Source organism: Neobacillus niacini (genome assembly GCF_048572935.1).
GTDB lineage: Bacteria > Bacillota > Bacilli > Bacillales > Cytobacillaceae > Neobacillus > Neobacillus niacini.
On record NZ_CP183883.1, the window covers coordinates 258,782 to 274,187 of the forward strand.

15 protein-coding genes are annotated in these 15,406 nt (G+C 39.2%); 8 read left to right on the plus strand and 7 right to left on the minus strand.

The genetic code is table 11. The features are described 5' to 3' along the window. Window positions 1-65: 65 nt before the first annotated feature. Entirely contained in the window at window positions 66-638 is a 573-nt protein-coding gene (locus ACN6MT_RS01230; protein ID WP_419954487.1) for a TetR/AcrR family transcriptional regulator, read from the minus strand. A 149-nt stretch (window positions 639-787) separates the two neighbouring features. Between ACN6MT_RS01230 and ACN6MT_RS01235 the strand changes: the two genes are divergently transcribed. From ACN6MT_RS01235 to ACN6MT_RS01245, 3 genes are read left to right on the plus strand one after another with little or no spacing between them, the layout of a single operon-like run. Then, window positions 788-1,510 (plus strand): ABC transporter ATP-binding protein, encoded by a 723-nt coding sequence (locus ACN6MT_RS01235; RefSeq protein WP_419954488.1) that lies wholly within the window; start codon window positions 788-790, stop codon window positions 1,508-1,510. Continuing rightward, window positions 1,507-2,607: an ABC transporter permease gene (locus ACN6MT_RS01240; protein WP_419954489.1), complete on the plus strand. Its 1,101-nt coding sequence runs from the start codon at window positions 1,507-1,509 to the stop codon at window positions 2,605-2,607. The genes ACN6MT_RS01235 and ACN6MT_RS01240 overlap by 4 nt, the downstream gene beginning before the upstream one ends. Before the next feature lie 22 nt (window positions 2,608-2,629). Next, complete coding sequence (locus ACN6MT_RS01245; RefSeq protein WP_419954490.1) at window positions 2,630-3,277, plus strand: TetR/AcrR family transcriptional regulator; 648 nt, start codon at window positions 2,630-2,632, stop codon at window positions 3,275-3,277. Between the two features lie 438 nt (window positions 3,278-3,715). Here ACN6MT_RS01245 and ACN6MT_RS01250 read toward each other — a convergent pair whose 3' ends face one another. Next, on the minus strand, window positions 3,716-5,098 hold the full coding sequence (locus ACN6MT_RS01250) for an L-cystine transporter (protein WP_419954491.1): 1,383 nt from the start codon (window positions 5,096-5,098) through the stop codon (window positions 3,716-3,718). Window positions 5,099-5,272: 174 nt separating this feature from the next. Between ACN6MT_RS01250 and ACN6MT_RS01255 the strand changes: the two genes are divergently transcribed. Next, window positions 5,273-6,142: a hypothetical protein gene (locus ACN6MT_RS01255; RefSeq protein ID WP_419954492.1), complete on the plus strand. Its 870-nt coding sequence runs from the start codon at window positions 5,273-5,275 to the stop codon at window positions 6,140-6,142. Between the two features lie 308 nt (window positions 6,143-6,450). Here the strand turns inward: ACN6MT_RS01255 and ACN6MT_RS01260 are convergent, their stop codons facing one another. After that, on the minus strand, window positions 6,451-6,612 hold the full coding sequence (locus ACN6MT_RS01260) for a hypothetical protein (RefSeq protein WP_419954493.1): 162 nt from the start codon (window positions 6,610-6,612) through the stop codon (window positions 6,451-6,453). A gap of 203 nt (window positions 6,613-6,815) precedes the next feature. Between ACN6MT_RS01260 and ACN6MT_RS01265 the strand changes: the two genes are divergently transcribed. Both ACN6MT_RS01265 and ACN6MT_RS01270 read left to right on the plus strand, forming a co-directional pair. Next, entirely contained in the window at window positions 6,816-8,012 is a 1,197-nt protein-coding gene (locus ACN6MT_RS01265; RefSeq protein ID WP_419954494.1) for an MFS transporter, read from the plus strand. Between the two features lie 91 nt (window positions 8,013-8,103). Beyond that, window positions 8,104-8,613, plus strand: a complete 510-nt coding sequence (locus ACN6MT_RS01270; RefSeq protein ID WP_419954495.1) for a DinB family protein — start codon at window positions 8,104-8,106, stop codon at window positions 8,611-8,613. Window positions 8,614-8,670: 57 nt separating this feature from the next. Here ACN6MT_RS01270 and ACN6MT_RS01275 read toward each other — a convergent pair whose 3' ends face one another. Both ACN6MT_RS01275 and ACN6MT_RS01280 read right to left on the minus strand, forming a co-directional pair. Further along, window positions 8,671-9,381 (minus strand): GNAT family N-acetyltransferase, encoded by a 711-nt coding sequence (locus tag ACN6MT_RS01275; protein WP_419954496.1) that lies wholly within the window; start codon window positions 9,379-9,381, stop codon window positions 8,671-8,673. A 14-nt stretch (window positions 9,382-9,395) separates the two neighbouring features. Then, the gene (locus ACN6MT_RS01280) at window positions 9,396-10,505 is read right to left on the minus strand and encodes a mandelate racemase/muconate lactonizing enzyme family protein (RefSeq protein ID WP_419954497.1); all 1,110 of its coding nucleotides are present in this window, start codon (window positions 10,503-10,505) and stop codon (window positions 9,396-9,398) included. A 63-nt stretch (window positions 10,506-10,568) separates the two neighbouring features. Here ACN6MT_RS01280 and ACN6MT_RS01285 point away from each other — a divergent pair, with 63 nt between their 5' ends. Next, complete coding sequence (locus ACN6MT_RS01285) at window positions 10,569-11,828, plus strand: transcriptional regulator (protein WP_419954498.1); 1,260 nt, start codon at window positions 10,569-10,571, stop codon at window positions 11,826-11,828. A 43-nt stretch (window positions 11,829-11,871) separates the two neighbouring features. Here ACN6MT_RS01285 and nhaC read toward each other — a convergent pair whose 3' ends face one another. Beyond that, complete coding sequence (gene nhaC / locus ACN6MT_RS01290; RefSeq protein WP_419954499.1) at window positions 11,872-13,293, minus strand: Na+/H+ antiporter NhaC; 1,422 nt, start codon at window positions 13,291-13,293, stop codon at window positions 11,872-11,874. 176 nt (window positions 13,294-13,469) lie between these two features. Further along, entirely contained in the window at window positions 13,470-14,570 is a 1,101-nt protein-coding gene (locus ACN6MT_RS01295) for an amidohydrolase (RefSeq protein ID WP_419954500.1), read from the minus strand. 266 nt (window positions 14,571-14,836) lie between these two features. On the opposite strand from ACN6MT_RS01295, the gene ACN6MT_RS01300 reads away from it, so the two are divergent. Beyond that, a complete protein-coding gene (locus ACN6MT_RS01300) occupies window positions 14,837-15,373 on the plus strand; it encodes a ribonuclease H-like YkuK family protein (protein ID WP_034672742.1) in 537 nt (178 codons plus the stop codon). The last annotated feature ends 33 nt before the right edge of the window (window positions 15,374-15,406 follow it).

Genomic DNA, 15,406 nt, shown 5'->3' on the forward strand with positions numbered 1-15,406 from the left:
TTTTACAAAAAAAATAATTGACACAATAACACTTTTATTATCTTTCAAAGTTACACTTGTGTCAATTACTTATTGATGAACATTCCATGGCTAATAATTTCCTTTATTGAATAAATCCAATCAGCCTTTGGAATTCCAAAATGATTGGGAATTGCTACTGTTTGAAGGATAAATCCAATTATTAATCCATCCGGTATATGTTTTTTTAATTTTTCTTCTTTCTTACCAACCAGGATGAATTTTTGTAAAAATTTGTACATATCTAACGGCAGCTTCTCCAGTTTTTCTTTATTGGGAAAGGCTGTATCCATCCGTGTCATTACCTGTTGGGCTGCTCTAATTAATTCGTGTACTTCTGTCTTTTTAAAAATAAGATCGATGAGAAAGTCGAATTGCCGTTCAAAACCTTCAAGAGTTTCGATTTCTCTTAGTTCATGAAGAAATTCTTCCATTTCGTATATCATAAAGTCTGTAATTAACTCTTCTTTATTGTCGTAGTATTTATATAAAGCTGCTCGGGAAACTTCCATCCGGTCCGCCAAAAGACTGAAAGTAAATCCGTCATATCCATGCTGAAGGAGCAGCTGCTTTGCCTCTTGAAATAACTCTACTGTATTAAACTTCCGTTCACGCGCCATCGATTCACCCCCGAGTTACTATGTGAGAATAGTATAACATATTGATTAAAATTTTAGGCGTGGTCCACCCAAGAAGCCTATTGACCTTAGATGTGTGCTTGTTATAATTGGAGTGAGTAATCACTCATTTTTAGAGAGGATTGATTTACATGTCATCTGCAATAGTCATAAATGAAGTGAGTAAACGTTTTGGGAAAAAGTACGTGCTAAATCAAATTAACTTAACAGTGGAATCAGGACAAATTTATGGGCTGATTGGTCCTTCCGGTTCAGGAAAAACAACTCTGGTAAAGATTATTGTAGGCATGGATTCTGCGAGCCATGGTAATGTTCAGGTACTGAACACATCTGTTCCTAATTTACAACTATTGCAAAGAATCGGCTACATGGCCCAAGCAGATGCCTTATACAATGATTTAACCGGAGAAGAAAATCTCGCTTTCTTTGCTTCCCTATTTAAACTGAAAAAAGTTGTTCAGAAAGAACGCATTGCGTATGCAGCAGAATTAGTCCATTTAACGGCAGATTTGAAAAAGAAGGTTGAAAACTATTCTGGCGGTATGAAGCGGCGGTTGTCTCTGGCAGCAGCATTAATACAAAATCCTGATGTCCTTATTTTAGATGAGCCGACTGTAGGCATTGACCCTGAGCTAAGAAAGTCCATCTGGTCGGAATTATATCGTTTAAAAAATGAAGGGAAGACGATTTTAGTAACTACCCATGTTATGGATGAAGCAGAAAAATGTGATTGTCTAGCCATGGTACGTAATGGTGAGATCATCACCAGCGGCTCACCTTCGGCATTGAAAAATCAATACGGGATTACAAGCTTAGAAGAAGTATTTTTACAAGCAGGGGGTAAACAGCAATGAGAATATTGGCCATGGTGAAACGGATATTTTTCCAAATGTTACGTGATAAACGTGCATTAGCATTGATGATGGTCGCTCCACTACTCGTTTTAACCCTGCTGAATTATCTGCTAGCTGGAAATACGGTTGACCCCAGGCTTGGTGTGATCAATGCAGCTGACAACCTAATAGAGAGATTAGAGGATAGCGAAATTACGGTTATTCAAGTGGACGCGAATACAAAAGACCTTCTACTCGATAAAGATTTAGACGGGATTCTTGATATTAACGGTGAAGACATTTCTCTGACGCTCACAAACGATCAGCCAAATGCAGCAAAGGCTCTACAAATGAAGGTACAACAGGCAATAGCTGCTGAAAGAGCGAAAGAGCAGGCAGCGAATCTGTCTTCATTTATGGAAAATATTCAGAGTAAGCTGCCAGGAATGACAGATAAGATGGAGCAAGTGAAATCCCTTAAAATCAATACCTCTTATATATATGGAAATGAAGATACCATATTTTTTGACCAGTTAAACCCGATACTAGTTGGATTCTTTGTGTTCTTCTTTGTGTTCTTAATTTCTGGGATTGCTTTACTGAGGGAACGTACTACTGGTACTCTTGAACGATTACTGGCCACACCTATCCAAAGAAGAGATATTGTTTTCGGTTATTTGTTCGGTTATGGTTTATTTGCAGTAATCCAAACCATTATTGTTGTTACGTATGCCGTAAAAGTATTAGATATAACACTGGCAGGTTCATTTTGGAATGTTGTCATAATCAATTTAACATTAGCTCTAGTGGCGCTCACACTGGGACTTCTGTTGTCATCGTTTGCCAATTCCGAGTTTCAGATGATGCAATTTATTCCGATTGCTATTATCCCACAAGTCTTTTTTGCAGGAATTTTTCCGTTTGAGTCAATGGCTGGTTGGATGCAGGTTCTTGCTAAGTGTATGCCGATGTATTACGGCGGAAACGCCTTAGTCGAGGTCATGTATAAAGGTTCAGGTTTAGGTGAAATCACGAACGACCTTTTGGTGTTAGTAGGCTTTGCACTTGTCTTCATTGTTTTAAATGTAGTTGCATTGAAGAAATATAGGAAGATTTGATAGTGATGATAAGGAGGCAGTAATGACAGAAGAAGAATTAATGCTGCAGCAGTTATTTGATGAAGATAAATTGACTGATAAGCAAAAGAAAATTATTGTAGCGGCTATTGAAACCTTTTCCGAAAAAGGGTATGCTGCTTCGTCAACAAGTGAGATTGCCAAAAAGGCAGGAGTAGCCGAAGGAACAATCTTTCGACATTATAAAACGAAGAAGGAATTGTTGATTTCAATTGTTGCCCCGCTGATGACAAAGTTCATTGCTCCCATAGTGGTAAAGGATTTTAATAAAGTACTCGATCGAGAATTTGAAACAGTAGAGGAGTTCTTGCGGGCAACGATTGAAAATAGAAGAGACCTTCTCATCCGAATGCTGCCAGTCGTAAAAATCATGTTTCAAGAAATTCCTTTTCAACCGGAATTACGCGAGCAATTTTTTGATCTTGTCGTAAAAAATATCTTTATTCGCGTTGAAAAGGTTATTAAAGGCTACCAGGATAAAGGTCTATTAATTGATATGCCTCCAGAAAGTATCGCAAGGTTAACAATTACCAATATACTTGGCTTCTTATTTTCCCGTTATATTCTTTTTCCGCATTTAGAATGGGATGATGAACTGGAAATTGAACGGACCATTCAGTTTATCATGCATGGCGTTGGTAAGAAGGGTTGATTCCTAAATTCAAAAGTTGTACTGGGCTTGTAAACCTTTAATCAAACGTTTGATTAGTTTAGCTTCCGTTTTAATCAAACGTTTGATTAGTTTTTATAGAGGGATTCAATTTACTAATAAACCCAGTATTTCCAAGGCTTCATGACGATTTAATCAAGCGTTTGATTAGTTTACCTTCCGATCTAATCAAACGATTAATTAGTTTTCATAGAAGGACACTATATATAATAAAACCAATATTTCCAAGGCTTCATGACGATTTAATCAAGCGTTTGATTAGTTTACCTTCCAATCTAATCAAACGATTAATTAATTTATACACTCAAAAAAACTGGATAGCCATAAAGACTATCCAGTAATTCCCAAAATGTCCATACCACACGGACTGTGTCCACGAGTGGTGCCTGTCACCAATGTTGTCACCAATGTGATCCCTTTTTAAGCTTCAACAATATTTGGTTGTTGATATACTTCTTTATCGAATTCTCCCGTTGCTTTGCTTGTTAGGACTCCGGATGTGATGGCTCCGCTTACGTTTAGTGCTGTACGTCCCATGTCAATTAGTGGCTCGACTGAGATTAGGAGACCCACAATCGCAATTGGAAGGTTCATAACAGATAGTACGATTAGCGCTGCGAATGTTGCACCGCCGCCCACTCCTGCTACACCGAATGAACTAATCGCAACCACAATAATTAATGAAATAATAAATCCTGGGCTTAATGGATCGATTCCTGCTGCTGGTGCAACCATAACGGCTAACATTGCAGGATATACCCCAGCACACCCATTTTGACCGATTGAAAGTCCAAATGAACCTGCAAAGTTTGCAATCCCTTCAGAGACACCAAGGTCTTTCGTTTGCGTTTTAATCGTCAAAGGCAGGGTACCTGCACTTGACCTTGAAGTGAAAGCAAATGTTAAAGTTGGTAATGCTTTTTTTACATAGTTAACTGGGTTAATTTTTGCAATTGCTAATAACAATAAATGAACAATAAATACGAGAATAAGTGCTACATAGGAAGCAATAACAAACTTACCTAATTTTACAATCGCTTCATAGTTACTTGTTGCTGCAACCTTTGTAATAATCGCAAGAATACCGTATGGTGTTAAACGAAGGATAAGTGTTACTACCCTCATCGTTACTGAATATAAAGTATCGATAATTTTTGCAAATAAATCTGCATGCTCCGGTTCTTTTCGTTTAACGCCTAGGTAGGCAATTCCGATGAAAGCGGCAAAGATTACTACTGCAATCGTAGAAGTTGCACGTGCACCTGTTAAGTCTAAGAATGGATTACTAGGGAACATTTCAAGAATTTGCTGTGGTGCAGTCATCGTTTCAACCGTCGCTGCTCTTTCTGCCAATGCCTCATTTCGGGCATTTTCCGCCTCCCCTGCTGTCAGCTCAATGCCATCAAGGCCAAAGCCTAATGAAGTTCCAATACCTATCGCAGCAGAAATAGCAGTTGTTCCAAGAAGAATACCAATTACAAGGACACTGATTTTTCCAATGTTTTTCGTTAATTTTAATTTCGTAAAAGCTCCTACAATTGAAATAAATACAAGCGGCATAACAATCATTTGTAATAGCTTTACATAACCAGTTCCCACAATGCTAAACCAGTCAATTGTACTCGTTGTTACCTCGGAATCTGTACCGTAAATTAAATGAATAATAAAACCAAAGATAAGACCTAAACCTAAACCAGTGAATACACGTTTTGAGAATGATACATGTTTCTTTGCCATCATGCGTAAAACAACCATGAGCAAGAGCAATACAGCAACATTCACAATAATAAGAAATGCATCCATCTTGTTTCCCCCCTTATGTTATATATATTTTTTGTTGCGTAAAATAGTCTATGAGAATACTAATATATTTATTCCTATAGGTCAAGTCGGATTAATGTGTTTTTTTATTTTGTATAAAATAAACACTTTGATGGATACTACCTGCTAACGATTAAAACAGAAGGAGATATAATTATGGAGTTTAATTCCTATTGGTATGTGGGATTAGGTATCTTAAGTACTCTTCTGTTGATTTATGTGTATCAAAAAACTAAAGATCCTCGAAGTTTACTGCTTTTTCTTACTATGGTGGGTCTGGGGTATATTATAGAAACTGTGATATATAACTTCGGACATAGCTACCAGTATTATCCTAAACTTATTAAACACGATTCCTTCTATGATAGTAATATGGGAGCCATTGCCTCGAATGCACTGGCATTACCTGCTGCTGCTACATTTATAGCGACCTTTCGAAAAAATTGGCTCTGGATTCTATATTTTGTCAGTTTTTTTGCAGGTATTGAATGGTTATTCCTTAAGCTTGAAATCTATAAACATAATTGGTGGAAAATTGGATATACGACACTTGGTCTTCTTCTTGTATATTTTCCTTTAGCAAAAGTGTGCTATCGATTGTTCTTCCAGCCGTTACAAGGGAAACTCCACTCCATTTTTCTATACTTAATAATCAGTCCAGTATCAGCAACTTTGCAATTCATACCTGTTATGTTTTTTTCATCTCGCTATTATGAACTGGGCTTGTTTGATACCCATTCAAAGGATACTACTGCTTTTGGTGCTATCTATTACTTATCAGTCTGTCTTTTCTATGTTTGGATAGTCAAACAACAGTGGAAACTAAAATGGTTTAAGTATGTGGTAACTGTATGTTTAACTTATGTGATAAACCTTATTCTTAAAAAGGCAGAAGTCCTCCACAGCCAAGTATGGTGGGACCTAGCGTATTACGTCTTACTGTCCGTTTTTGTATTAAAATTCAGTTTAATCATTAGCAAACACTTAACAAGTGGGCAAAAAAAAATGCCTGACCCTGGGGATTAGATTGAGCATACGATTTGATAAAAATAGGCGGAGAAATTCCGCTTATTTAAAAATCATTATCAAAACAAGATCAAATAGACGGAGAAATTCCGCCTAATGACCCGAAAAATTCAAAAATAGTGTATTTTCCTTGCATAAGCGGAAAACCTCCCCTTATTCTCCCCAAAACGAGCTCCCTTTTGCATTTAACCGGAAAAAGTCCGCTTATTCTACTTTTGCTGGTTACTTGCTTAAGAACAAGACAGCCAATACAACTGGCATTTCCGCAGGTATTATAAAAATAGCACCTCAAAACGGAACCATTTGCTTCATAAAGGGCCATGGTGCCCCCTCCCCTCAGGTCGAAACCCATTTTGGAACACTACATTGGTTTGGCGCCCTCCTAATAGGTGCAGGAAGAAATTAATTACAACCAGTGCAGAAGTAATCATCACGCCCCAGATAATGGCTAGTTTAACTTTCGTATTCATCGCTATCTTTCCTCCTTTCGTTCTTGATAGTTTGAAGTTTAAAGGACAATGGTGAAAACTTGGTGAAAGGAGAACGGATACAAAAAACTTTTAAAAAAATTGGTTCATTTACCATATGCGAAAGAATTTATTTTATATTATTACCTATTAGATTATGATAGTGTTTGGATAAATCAAATTAATAGACTAAGAGAGGCTTATACATGTGGAAAAATAGAAATGTCTGGATTATTTTAACAGGGGAATTCATTGCTGGACTCGGTTTATGGCTTGGGATTATTGGAAATTTAGAGTTCATGCAGGAAAAGATACCTTCTGATTTCTTAAAATCACTGCTTATGGCCACCGGCCTTGTCGCAGGAATTGCTGTTGGCCCTTACGCAGGAAGAATTACTGACCAAAAAAGCAAGAAAACTGTTATGCTTTGGTCTGGATTACTACGAACAGTGAGTGTCATCTTCATGCTGATTGCTATTGCTACTGGTTCGGTTTGGTGGATGCTCGTATTTTTCGTTTCTATTCAAATTTCCGCTGCCTTCTACTTTCCAGCACTGCAAGCAGCGATCCCGCTTATTGTTAAAGATCAAGATTTACTCCAATTAAATGGAGTTCATATGAATGTGTCTACCCTTTCGCGGATCATAGGGACGGCCGTCGGAGGGATTTTATTGGTACTCCTTCCCTTATCCATGCTTTATATTGGTTCTCTCGTTGCCTATCTTGGATTGCTGATTCTAACCTGGTTCTTAAACTTTGAAGAGAATAATGAAACACCTTCAGCAAGAAAAAGTACTAACGGAAAAAACAGCTTTAAAGATGTTTTACCAGTTATAAAGGGGCTGCCAATTGTTTTGATGACCTTATTGATGACGCTTGTACCACTATTGTTTCTTGGCGGTTTCAACCTTTTAGTCATTAATATTAGTGAGTTGCAAGACAGCTCTGCGATAAAAGGATATATTTATGCCGCAGAAGGGGTTTCCTTTATGATTGGTGCCTTTTTCATAAAAAAAATCAACGACAAATTCTCACCTTACAAAATTTTATTTGGCAGCTCGCTCCTGGTCGGGGTCTCCCAGATTATGCTTTATTTTGCAGATGTTTTTGTTTTAACGATTGCGGCATTCATCGTTTTCGGTTTTTCAGTCGGCTGCTTTTTCCCAACGGCATCGACGATTTTCCAAACAAAAGTGCCAAAGGATTTTCACGGAAGATTTTTCTCGTTCCGCAACATGCTTGACCGGGTTGGGTTCCAAGTCGTTCTGCTCTTGACTGGATTCCTCCTGGATTTTATTGGCCTGCAGCTGATGTGTGTTCTTTATGGCGGGCTAACCGTGATCATTACCATTATTTTTTATTTCAAAAATAAACAGTTTCGTACAGCTAAACTGAAGAATTGACGCAGGCATCATCCATTTTTCCTTGCAGCAGTGCAAGGAATATTTTTTATTCTCGCGAATATAAACAGTATTGAATGTCCATTTGGGGAGCGTGGTTATTATTAGTGCAGAGGTTATGGAAAATCTAACGGCAACAAGGAATAAGTTGTTAAATGAGATTTCTGGTTTAAGCTATGAACAGCTGAATCAAAAGCCCGACGAGTCTACATGGAGTGTAGCTCAGGTGTGTCATCATTTGTATTTAACCGAAAGTGTCTTCACACAAGCCATTATTTATGGTCTTACTAAAAGCAACGGAAAAAAAGCAGAGCCAAAGCCTGTTCAGCTTGCAGTGGATCGGACTCAGAAGGCAAAGGCACCTGATATGGTAGTCCCTGGCGATGATCCGTTGGAGTTAGAGAAGATTACAGAGTTGTTGAACCAATCAAGAAATCTATTTTTGGAGTTTTATAATCAACTTGAAGACAAGTCCATCCTAAAAGAAAAATCCACTAAGCACCCACTCTTTGGTTACACGCCTTTAGACCAATGGGTTGATTTAATTTATCTTCATGAAGAGCGGCATATCCAGCAAATCGAAGAAATTAAGTCTTTGTTATAAAAAAGGTGGCTGTCACCACAATAAATGGTAACAGCCACCTAGCAGTTTTATTGCTGTTTACAAGGTACGAGAATAAGATACTACCCAACGGGTTCCTTCTGCTTTTTCCATTTGTATTCCCCGCCAGCCTTGTGCGAGCAATTGCTGTTGGGTTTCAATGTCACCCATAGTAATTGTGATACTTTCCCGATAAGGTATTGTCTGTTCCTCGGCTTCTTTGAGATTTTTGACAAAGATATAACGCAGGTTGCCGCCGTACTTCTCTTTGAGGGCGGCGATTTGCATTCCTTGTGCAAACTTATCTTTTAGACTAGGAATATTAAACGGCGCAACCGTGCAGCAAATATAGCGGAATGGTTGAACTTCGCTTCCTAACTCATCCATAATTACTGTTGCTAAAGTCTTTTGCAGATGGTTTCCGCGGAAGTTAGGAAGTACGTTCGAGATCTCCTGATAGAGGACCTTCGGCAGTTCATGATCGGGCAGTCCAATATCCCTTCCTAAATGGTCCTCATCAATTGGCGGAATAAGCAGTGCTCGAAAGGCGATCAGCTTATTCCCTGCAAAAGCACCAATCATCAACCCCTTCCCCTCTAAGATATACTGATACTCATCCTCCGTCAGAGGCTGAAGTATTCCTGGACTTTCCATCGCTTGAACAACTTGCTTCTGCACCTCCAAAATCTCGATTAAGTCTTCAGCAACTAACCTTCGAACTTTAAAAGGCATATTCCGATTTCTAAGTACTCCTTCATACAGCCAATTCAAGAGCCACCCCTCCTTTATTGAATACTGCCTTGAAACACAGTTAACTCTCTCAGTGTTTCTTCGTTAACTTCTATGCCCAATCCAGGCTTTTCTTTCAACCGGATATATGGCACTTCAAATGCTAAATCTCCAACATCCTTAGAAAATTTCAAAGGTCCCGTCAACTCGACACTTGTAATGACCTTCTTTGAAAAAGCAACATGATAACCTGCCGCTGAACCGATTGAGGATTCGACCATGGAACCAATCTGACATTCGATTCCAGCTAACTCTGCTTGGTGTGCAAGCTTCACAGCGGGATAGATTCCTCCGCATTTCATAAGTTTTATGTTTACTTTATCTGCAGCACGCTTTTGTATAATTTCCCGCATTTCACGTGTACCCTTTAAACCCTCATCAATCATGAGAGGGATTGTGGTCTTCGACTTTACCTCAACCATTCCATCGATGTCGTCTGCAGCAACAGGCTGTTCCAGCCAATCAAGACCAAGATTACGCAGCTGTTCTACTGCAGTTATCGTTGTGCCGCTATTAACCCAGCCTTGATTCACATCGACACGGATGGCAATGTCCTCACCTACTTGAGTCCGAACAGCTTTAATCCGTTCAACATCTTTGCTTACCTTCGTCCCGACTTTCATTTTAAAAGAACGATAGCCCACCTCACTCATAACAGCTGCCTCTGCAGCCATTTCCTCAGGCTCTGCGATACTAAGCACATGGGTAATCGGAAATTCTTTATGATAACGCCCGCCTATAAGCTGGTAAACCGGCTGCTGCATTTTTTTTCCCATTATATCGAAACAAGCAATATCGATCGCTGCTTTTGCTGTCGGTGCACCATATATTGCTTTGTTCATCACTTCGTGAATTCGTTCAATTTCCATCGGATTTTGCCCGATCACAACAGGTCCTAAGGTATTCTTAATAATTTCGAATGTACCTTCCCACGTTTCTCCTGTTACATGTTCGTCTGGCACCCCTTCACCATAACCGACAATGCCCTCGTCTGTTGTCACTTTCACAATAATAGACGGCATATGGTTATAGGTGTGGTAGCTGATGATAAATGGTTCTTTTAAGGGCAAGTGGATAGCAAAAAGTTGAATTGACATAATCTTCATAATAATCATTCCTCTCCAAACAATAATATGTTATATTTGTCGTTAAATAGGCGTTTTAGGGATGTGTTTAACTTGGCCACAAAGATAGCTGTCATAAGCTCGAAGGAATTTTTCAAAAATATCCTTACCGTTGCTGCACAAGTTCCGGATATTACAATTGAACCTTATATTTATCAGCAGCCACAGGAAGCTTGTGAACTTGTTAGAAAATTAAAGCCCTGTGATGTGGTCTTTTTCTCAGGAGCCCTGCCTTACTATTTTTCAAAAAAGCACCTTGAGAACCTGACAATTCCAACGCTAATTCTCACCCAAGACGAAATAGCGGTTGCAGCCTCTTTACTTGCTATCACGCATAAAAGCAAAATACCATTTGAACGGATTTCTATTGATTTGTTTGATGTTTCAAACATCAAACATGTTCTTTCGGAAAGTGAAATCAGGATTGAACACTTAAAAATAATGGATTTAAAAAAACAAATGCTTGAAGACTGTTTCAATTTAGAAAGTATTGTCCAATTTCACTTTACACTCTGGGAACAAGGTGTAACTGAAACTGCTTTAACCAGTGTCCATGCGGTTTATCACCAGCTTCAAGCTCTTGGTGTTCCTGCCATTAGGATGGCCGATCCGCAAATATCTTTGCTCCGTGGTTTGCAAACAGCAAAAGATCAAGCAGAGCTTTTTAAAAGTAAAGCCGCTCAAGTGGCTGTTGGTTACCTTTCACTTCAAGAACCGCAGCAAGAACAAATTAATTACCTCGCTCATTCGCTGAACGCATATATTCAGCCAATAAACCAAACCCTATTTGTTCTTTATAGTACCAGGGGCGAAATGGATAAGCATCGCCTGAATGACTTTTTGGAAAAATGGTCTGGAACTATTTTAGTTGGCTTTGGCTATGGATCAACGATGAAAGAGGCAGACCAACACGCCAAGATTGCACTGCAGTTTGCCGAGAAAGACTTGTCCTCAAAATGCGGGTATATTCTAACAGGAGACAAGGAAATGATTGGTCCCTTCCCATACGAGCATAAACAGTACAGTTTAAAGAATGACCATCCTGAACTTTTACAAGTGGCAAAGGAAACAAAACTAAGCCCTTCTAATCTTTCTAAGATCATTGAGTTCAGCAGATCAAGGCAGTCACTTCAATTTACGTCTGTAGATCTCACAGACTATCTCCAGGTTACCCGCCGCTCCACAGAACGGATTATTAAAAAACTTGTAGATCACGGTTACATAAAGGTTGTCGGTGAAGAGATGGTATATCAACAAGGACGTCCAAGAGCAATATATGAACTTCACCTATCACTTCCGCAATAAAGTAAAAGGAAAGTTCCCGTAGTGGTGAACTTTCCTTATTTTTTTAAACTGAAATCGTTGCTTCCTCTTCTTTTTTCAAAAGCAGCATTTCTTCTGGTGGCAATTTGGCAATTGTAATCCCTGTTAGCGCATAAAAGACTGAAATGATCGGCACGATGAAGTTCAATATTGCATACGGACCATAATCGATTGCATGTACTCCAAGAGTACCAAAGATAAATACACCGCAGGTATTCCAAGGAATAAATACGGAAGTAAGTGTACCTCCATCTTCAAGTGCCCTCGATAAATTTTTTGAATGAAGGCCTTTATCACGATATGCCTTCGCATACATCCGTGATGGAATAACGATTGAAATATATTGCTCCGAACAAGTTGCGTTGGTGGCGAAACATGAAACCACCGTTGAAGCCACAACACCCCTTGCTGATTTAGCAAATTTAAGTATTTGATTAACAATTGCTTGAAGCATTCCGGAATTTTCTAAAATCCCTCCAAATGTCATTGCCACAATGGTCATCGATACGGTATACATCATGGAGTCAAGACCACCGCGGTTAAACAGATTGTCCACCATTTCATTGCCAGTATCAATCACAAACCCGCTTTGCAGCGCAGCAACTGCTGAAGACATCGTCCCGCCCTGAATCAAAACTTGCGAGAGGAATCCAAGCGTAATACCAATAATTAATGCTGGTATTGCTGGTACTTTTTTTGCTACCAAAACAATAACCAATAATGGAACAATTAGTAAAAATGGCGAGATGACAAAGCTATCCTGGAGAACCCCTAAGGTTTTATCGATACTAGCAGTATCCATTCCTTTATCTCCAAACTTCCTGCCCATAAAACCATAGACTGCCAGGGTGATTATGATACCTGGGATGGTGGTATAAAGCATATGGCGGATATGTACAAACAAATCAGTTCCTGTTAACCCAGATGCTAGATTTGTAGTGTCCGATAGTGGTGACATCTTATCACCAAAATATGAGCCTGAAATAATAGCACCCGCAATCATTGGTGCCGGTATTCCCATACTTAAGCCAATACCCATACCAGCTACGCCAATGGTTCCCATTGTGGACCATGAGCTTCCAATTGCCAGTGACACAATCATACAAATAACTGTAATCGACACAAGGAAGAGAGATGGGGTAATAATTTTCAATCCATAATAAATCATGGTTGCAACAATACCGCCGCCAATCCAGGCACCGATCGTTAATCCAACGAGAATGATGATAACAATAGCGGGTAAAGCCAAGCGAATTCCTTTATACATCATTTCTTCAATTTCTGACCATTTGTAGCCAGAGCGCCAAGCAACGATTGCTGCTATCGATGTTCCAAAAATCAGTGGAATATGCGGACCTTGTTCGAAAACAATGATCGTAATCCCCATTACCCCGATCATGACTAGAAGTGGTATTATTGCCATCTTAAAAGTCATCTCTTTTTTCATAATGTTCCCCCATCCAAATTATTCGGCAAACACTGTTAGCGCTTACTTTTTAGAAAATTATTAATTGTCGCTAAATAGTCGGTAACTATATTTTATACACTTGATAATTTCACGTCAACGCAAATTTTCCACAATTCAGAAAAAAATGCGATGCATGATTTGCATCGCATTTTTTTCTATGCTCTCTGTAGTGTTTCAGCAAGGATTCGTGCCCCAACGTCAAGGGCAGATTGATTAAATGCCATTTTAGGATGATGTAACCCTGGTTGAAGGTCTGCCCCAACCCCAATCATGGCTGCTTTTAACTTTGGATTCTTAATGGTATAAAAATGGAAATCATCACTACCAGACGTGATAACAGGTGGTGCTAGCGCCTCTCGACCAGCAATGTTTAGAATCGCTTCTTCAGCAATCGCCTCTGCTTCAGCAGAAACCTCAGCACCCGGAGTAAAATCACTCCATTTCCATTCGATATCGACCCCATATAGGTTCTTTAAGTTGTTAATTCCGTGGTCAATTCGGTTCTTAAGTTCTTCTAGAACTTCATTTTTTTGTGCCCGGACATCAATGGCAAATTCTGCAGAACCCGGGATTATGTTTAAGCTCTCGCCGCCAGCAATCACTTTTGTAAGTTTTGCAGAATAGGCTTCAAAAGGTGATTGATAAATAGACTTAACGAACTGGTGCAGTCCAACAATCACATCTAGCGCATTTTTGCCTTGGTGCGGCCTTGCACCGTGCGCGTCTTCGCCAAGTACCTTCCCTTCTAGAAAGATAGCGGCTCCATGATGGATGGATGCCGAAACTTGTCCCATTGGAAGCTCTTCAATTGGTCGAAGGTGAATACCGAATAAGTGGCTAACGTTTTCGATTGCCCCTTTTTCAATCATTGCAATCGAACCATTCCCTTTTTCTTCAGCCGGCTGAAAAATAAAACGCAGCTTTTTATTGAGAGGCTGATCCTTCAAGTAAAGAAGGGCTCCAAGCACCATAGAGATAATAGCGTCGTGTCCACAGGAGTGATTCCCCTGCCAAACTCCGTCCACCTCCTGCCATAGAGCGTCAATTTCAGCACGAACCGCTATCACTTCTTCTCCCTTGCCGATTTCTGCTATAAGTCCGGTTACATCAGAAAAACGGCGATATTCTACGCCAAGATTATCTAAAATATCAGCAATCGCTTGAGTTGTCTTAACCTCTTTCCAGCTAACCTCAGGGTGGGCATGGAAATGTTCAAACCAAGCCAAAATCTGTTCTTCAAAATTTTTTTCCACCATTACACACTCCTATTCAAAAAAACTAATAAAGTCATAGTACATCAAATGAACTTGTTCCTACAATATTTTTTAATACTGGTAATCATGGTGACAGGCACCACAGAAAGACACTGTCCACCCCAGGTGGACAGTGTGGATTTTTATGGGACAACTTTGTTTGCAGCATGTCCCATTATGTCTGCACAAGAATAATTTTTATTCCATAAAATAATATTAAGAAGACTAAGAGTAATTATATTAACGAAAGGAAAGATGTGGTGTTTTAAATGAAAAATTATCAGGTTTTTGATTATTCGTTTCAGAATCTGCGTGAAAAGAGTATGTCGTTTGAACAGGTTTTTGAACACATTGTCAAATTCATGAATTTAGCACCCAGCGGTAATTTTCGCTTAATGGTTGGAACGGATTCACAGGTTCATAAAAGGCATACCATTTTTATTACCGGTATTGTCATCCAAAATGAGGGTAAAGGCGCATGGGCTTGTATTAGGAAGATTGTGATCCCAAGAAAAATGACACATCTGCATGAGCGAATTTCCTTTGAGCTTTCATTAACAGAGGATATTGTTGCTTTATTTACTGAGGAAAGAAAGAATCGGTTAATCAATATTGTCCTTCCCTTTGTCTATCAAGGGGCAACGTTCACCATGGAAGGCCATATTGATATCGGAGCAGGAAAACGCAATAAAACGAGAGAATTTGTGAAGGAAATGGTAGCAAGAATGGAATCTATGGGAGTGGAGCCAAAGATAAAGCCAAATGCTTTTGTTGCTTCAAGCTATGCCAACCGTTACACAAAATAGGGACCTGAGCCATGTTGCGTTCACAAAACACGC

Excerpts from the sequence above, each read along its gene's own strand:
- ACN6MT_RS01230 (WP_419954487.1), bottom strand. The coding sequence starts at position 638 with ATGGCGCGTGAACGGAAGTTTAATACAGTAGAGTTATTTCAAGAGGCA.
- ACN6MT_RS01235 (WP_419954488.1), top strand. The coding sequence starts at position 788 with ATGTCATCTGCAATAGTCATAAATGAAGTGAGTAAACGTTTTGGGAAA.
- ACN6MT_RS01240 (WP_419954489.1), top strand. The coding sequence starts at position 1,507 with ATGAGAATATTGGCCATGGTGAAACGGATATTTTTCCAAATGTTACGT.
- ACN6MT_RS01245 (WP_419954490.1), top strand. The coding sequence starts at position 2,630 with ATGACAGAAGAAGAATTAATGCTGCAGCAGTTATTTGATGAAGATAAA.
- ACN6MT_RS01250 (WP_419954491.1), bottom strand. The coding sequence starts at position 5,098 with ATGGATGCATTTCTTATTATTGTGAATGTTGCTGTATTGCTCTTGCTC.
- ACN6MT_RS01255 (WP_419954492.1), top strand. The coding sequence starts at position 5,273 with ATGGAGTTTAATTCCTATTGGTATGTGGGATTAGGTATCTTAAGTACT.
- ACN6MT_RS01260 (WP_419954493.1), bottom strand. The coding sequence starts at position 6,612 with ATGAATACGAAAGTTAAACTAGCCATTATCTGGGGCGTGATGATTACT.
- ACN6MT_RS01265 (WP_419954494.1), top strand. The coding sequence starts at position 6,816 with ATGTGGAAAAATAGAAATGTCTGGATTATTTTAACAGGGGAATTCATT.
- ACN6MT_RS01280 (WP_419954497.1), bottom strand. The coding sequence starts at position 10,505 with ATGAAGATTATGTCAATTCAACTTTTTGCTATCCACTTGCCCTTAAAA.
- nhaC (WP_419954499.1), bottom strand. The coding sequence starts at position 13,293 with ATGAAAAAAGAGATGACTTTTAAGATGGCAATAATACCACTTCTAGTC.
- ACN6MT_RS01295 (WP_419954500.1), bottom strand. The coding sequence starts at position 14,570 with ATGGTGGAAAAAAATTTTGAAGAACAGATTTTGGCTTGGTTTGAACAT.
- ACN6MT_RS01300 (WP_034672742.1), top strand. The coding sequence starts at position 14,837 with ATGAAAAATTATCAGGTTTTTGATTATTCGTTTCAGAATCTGCGTGAA.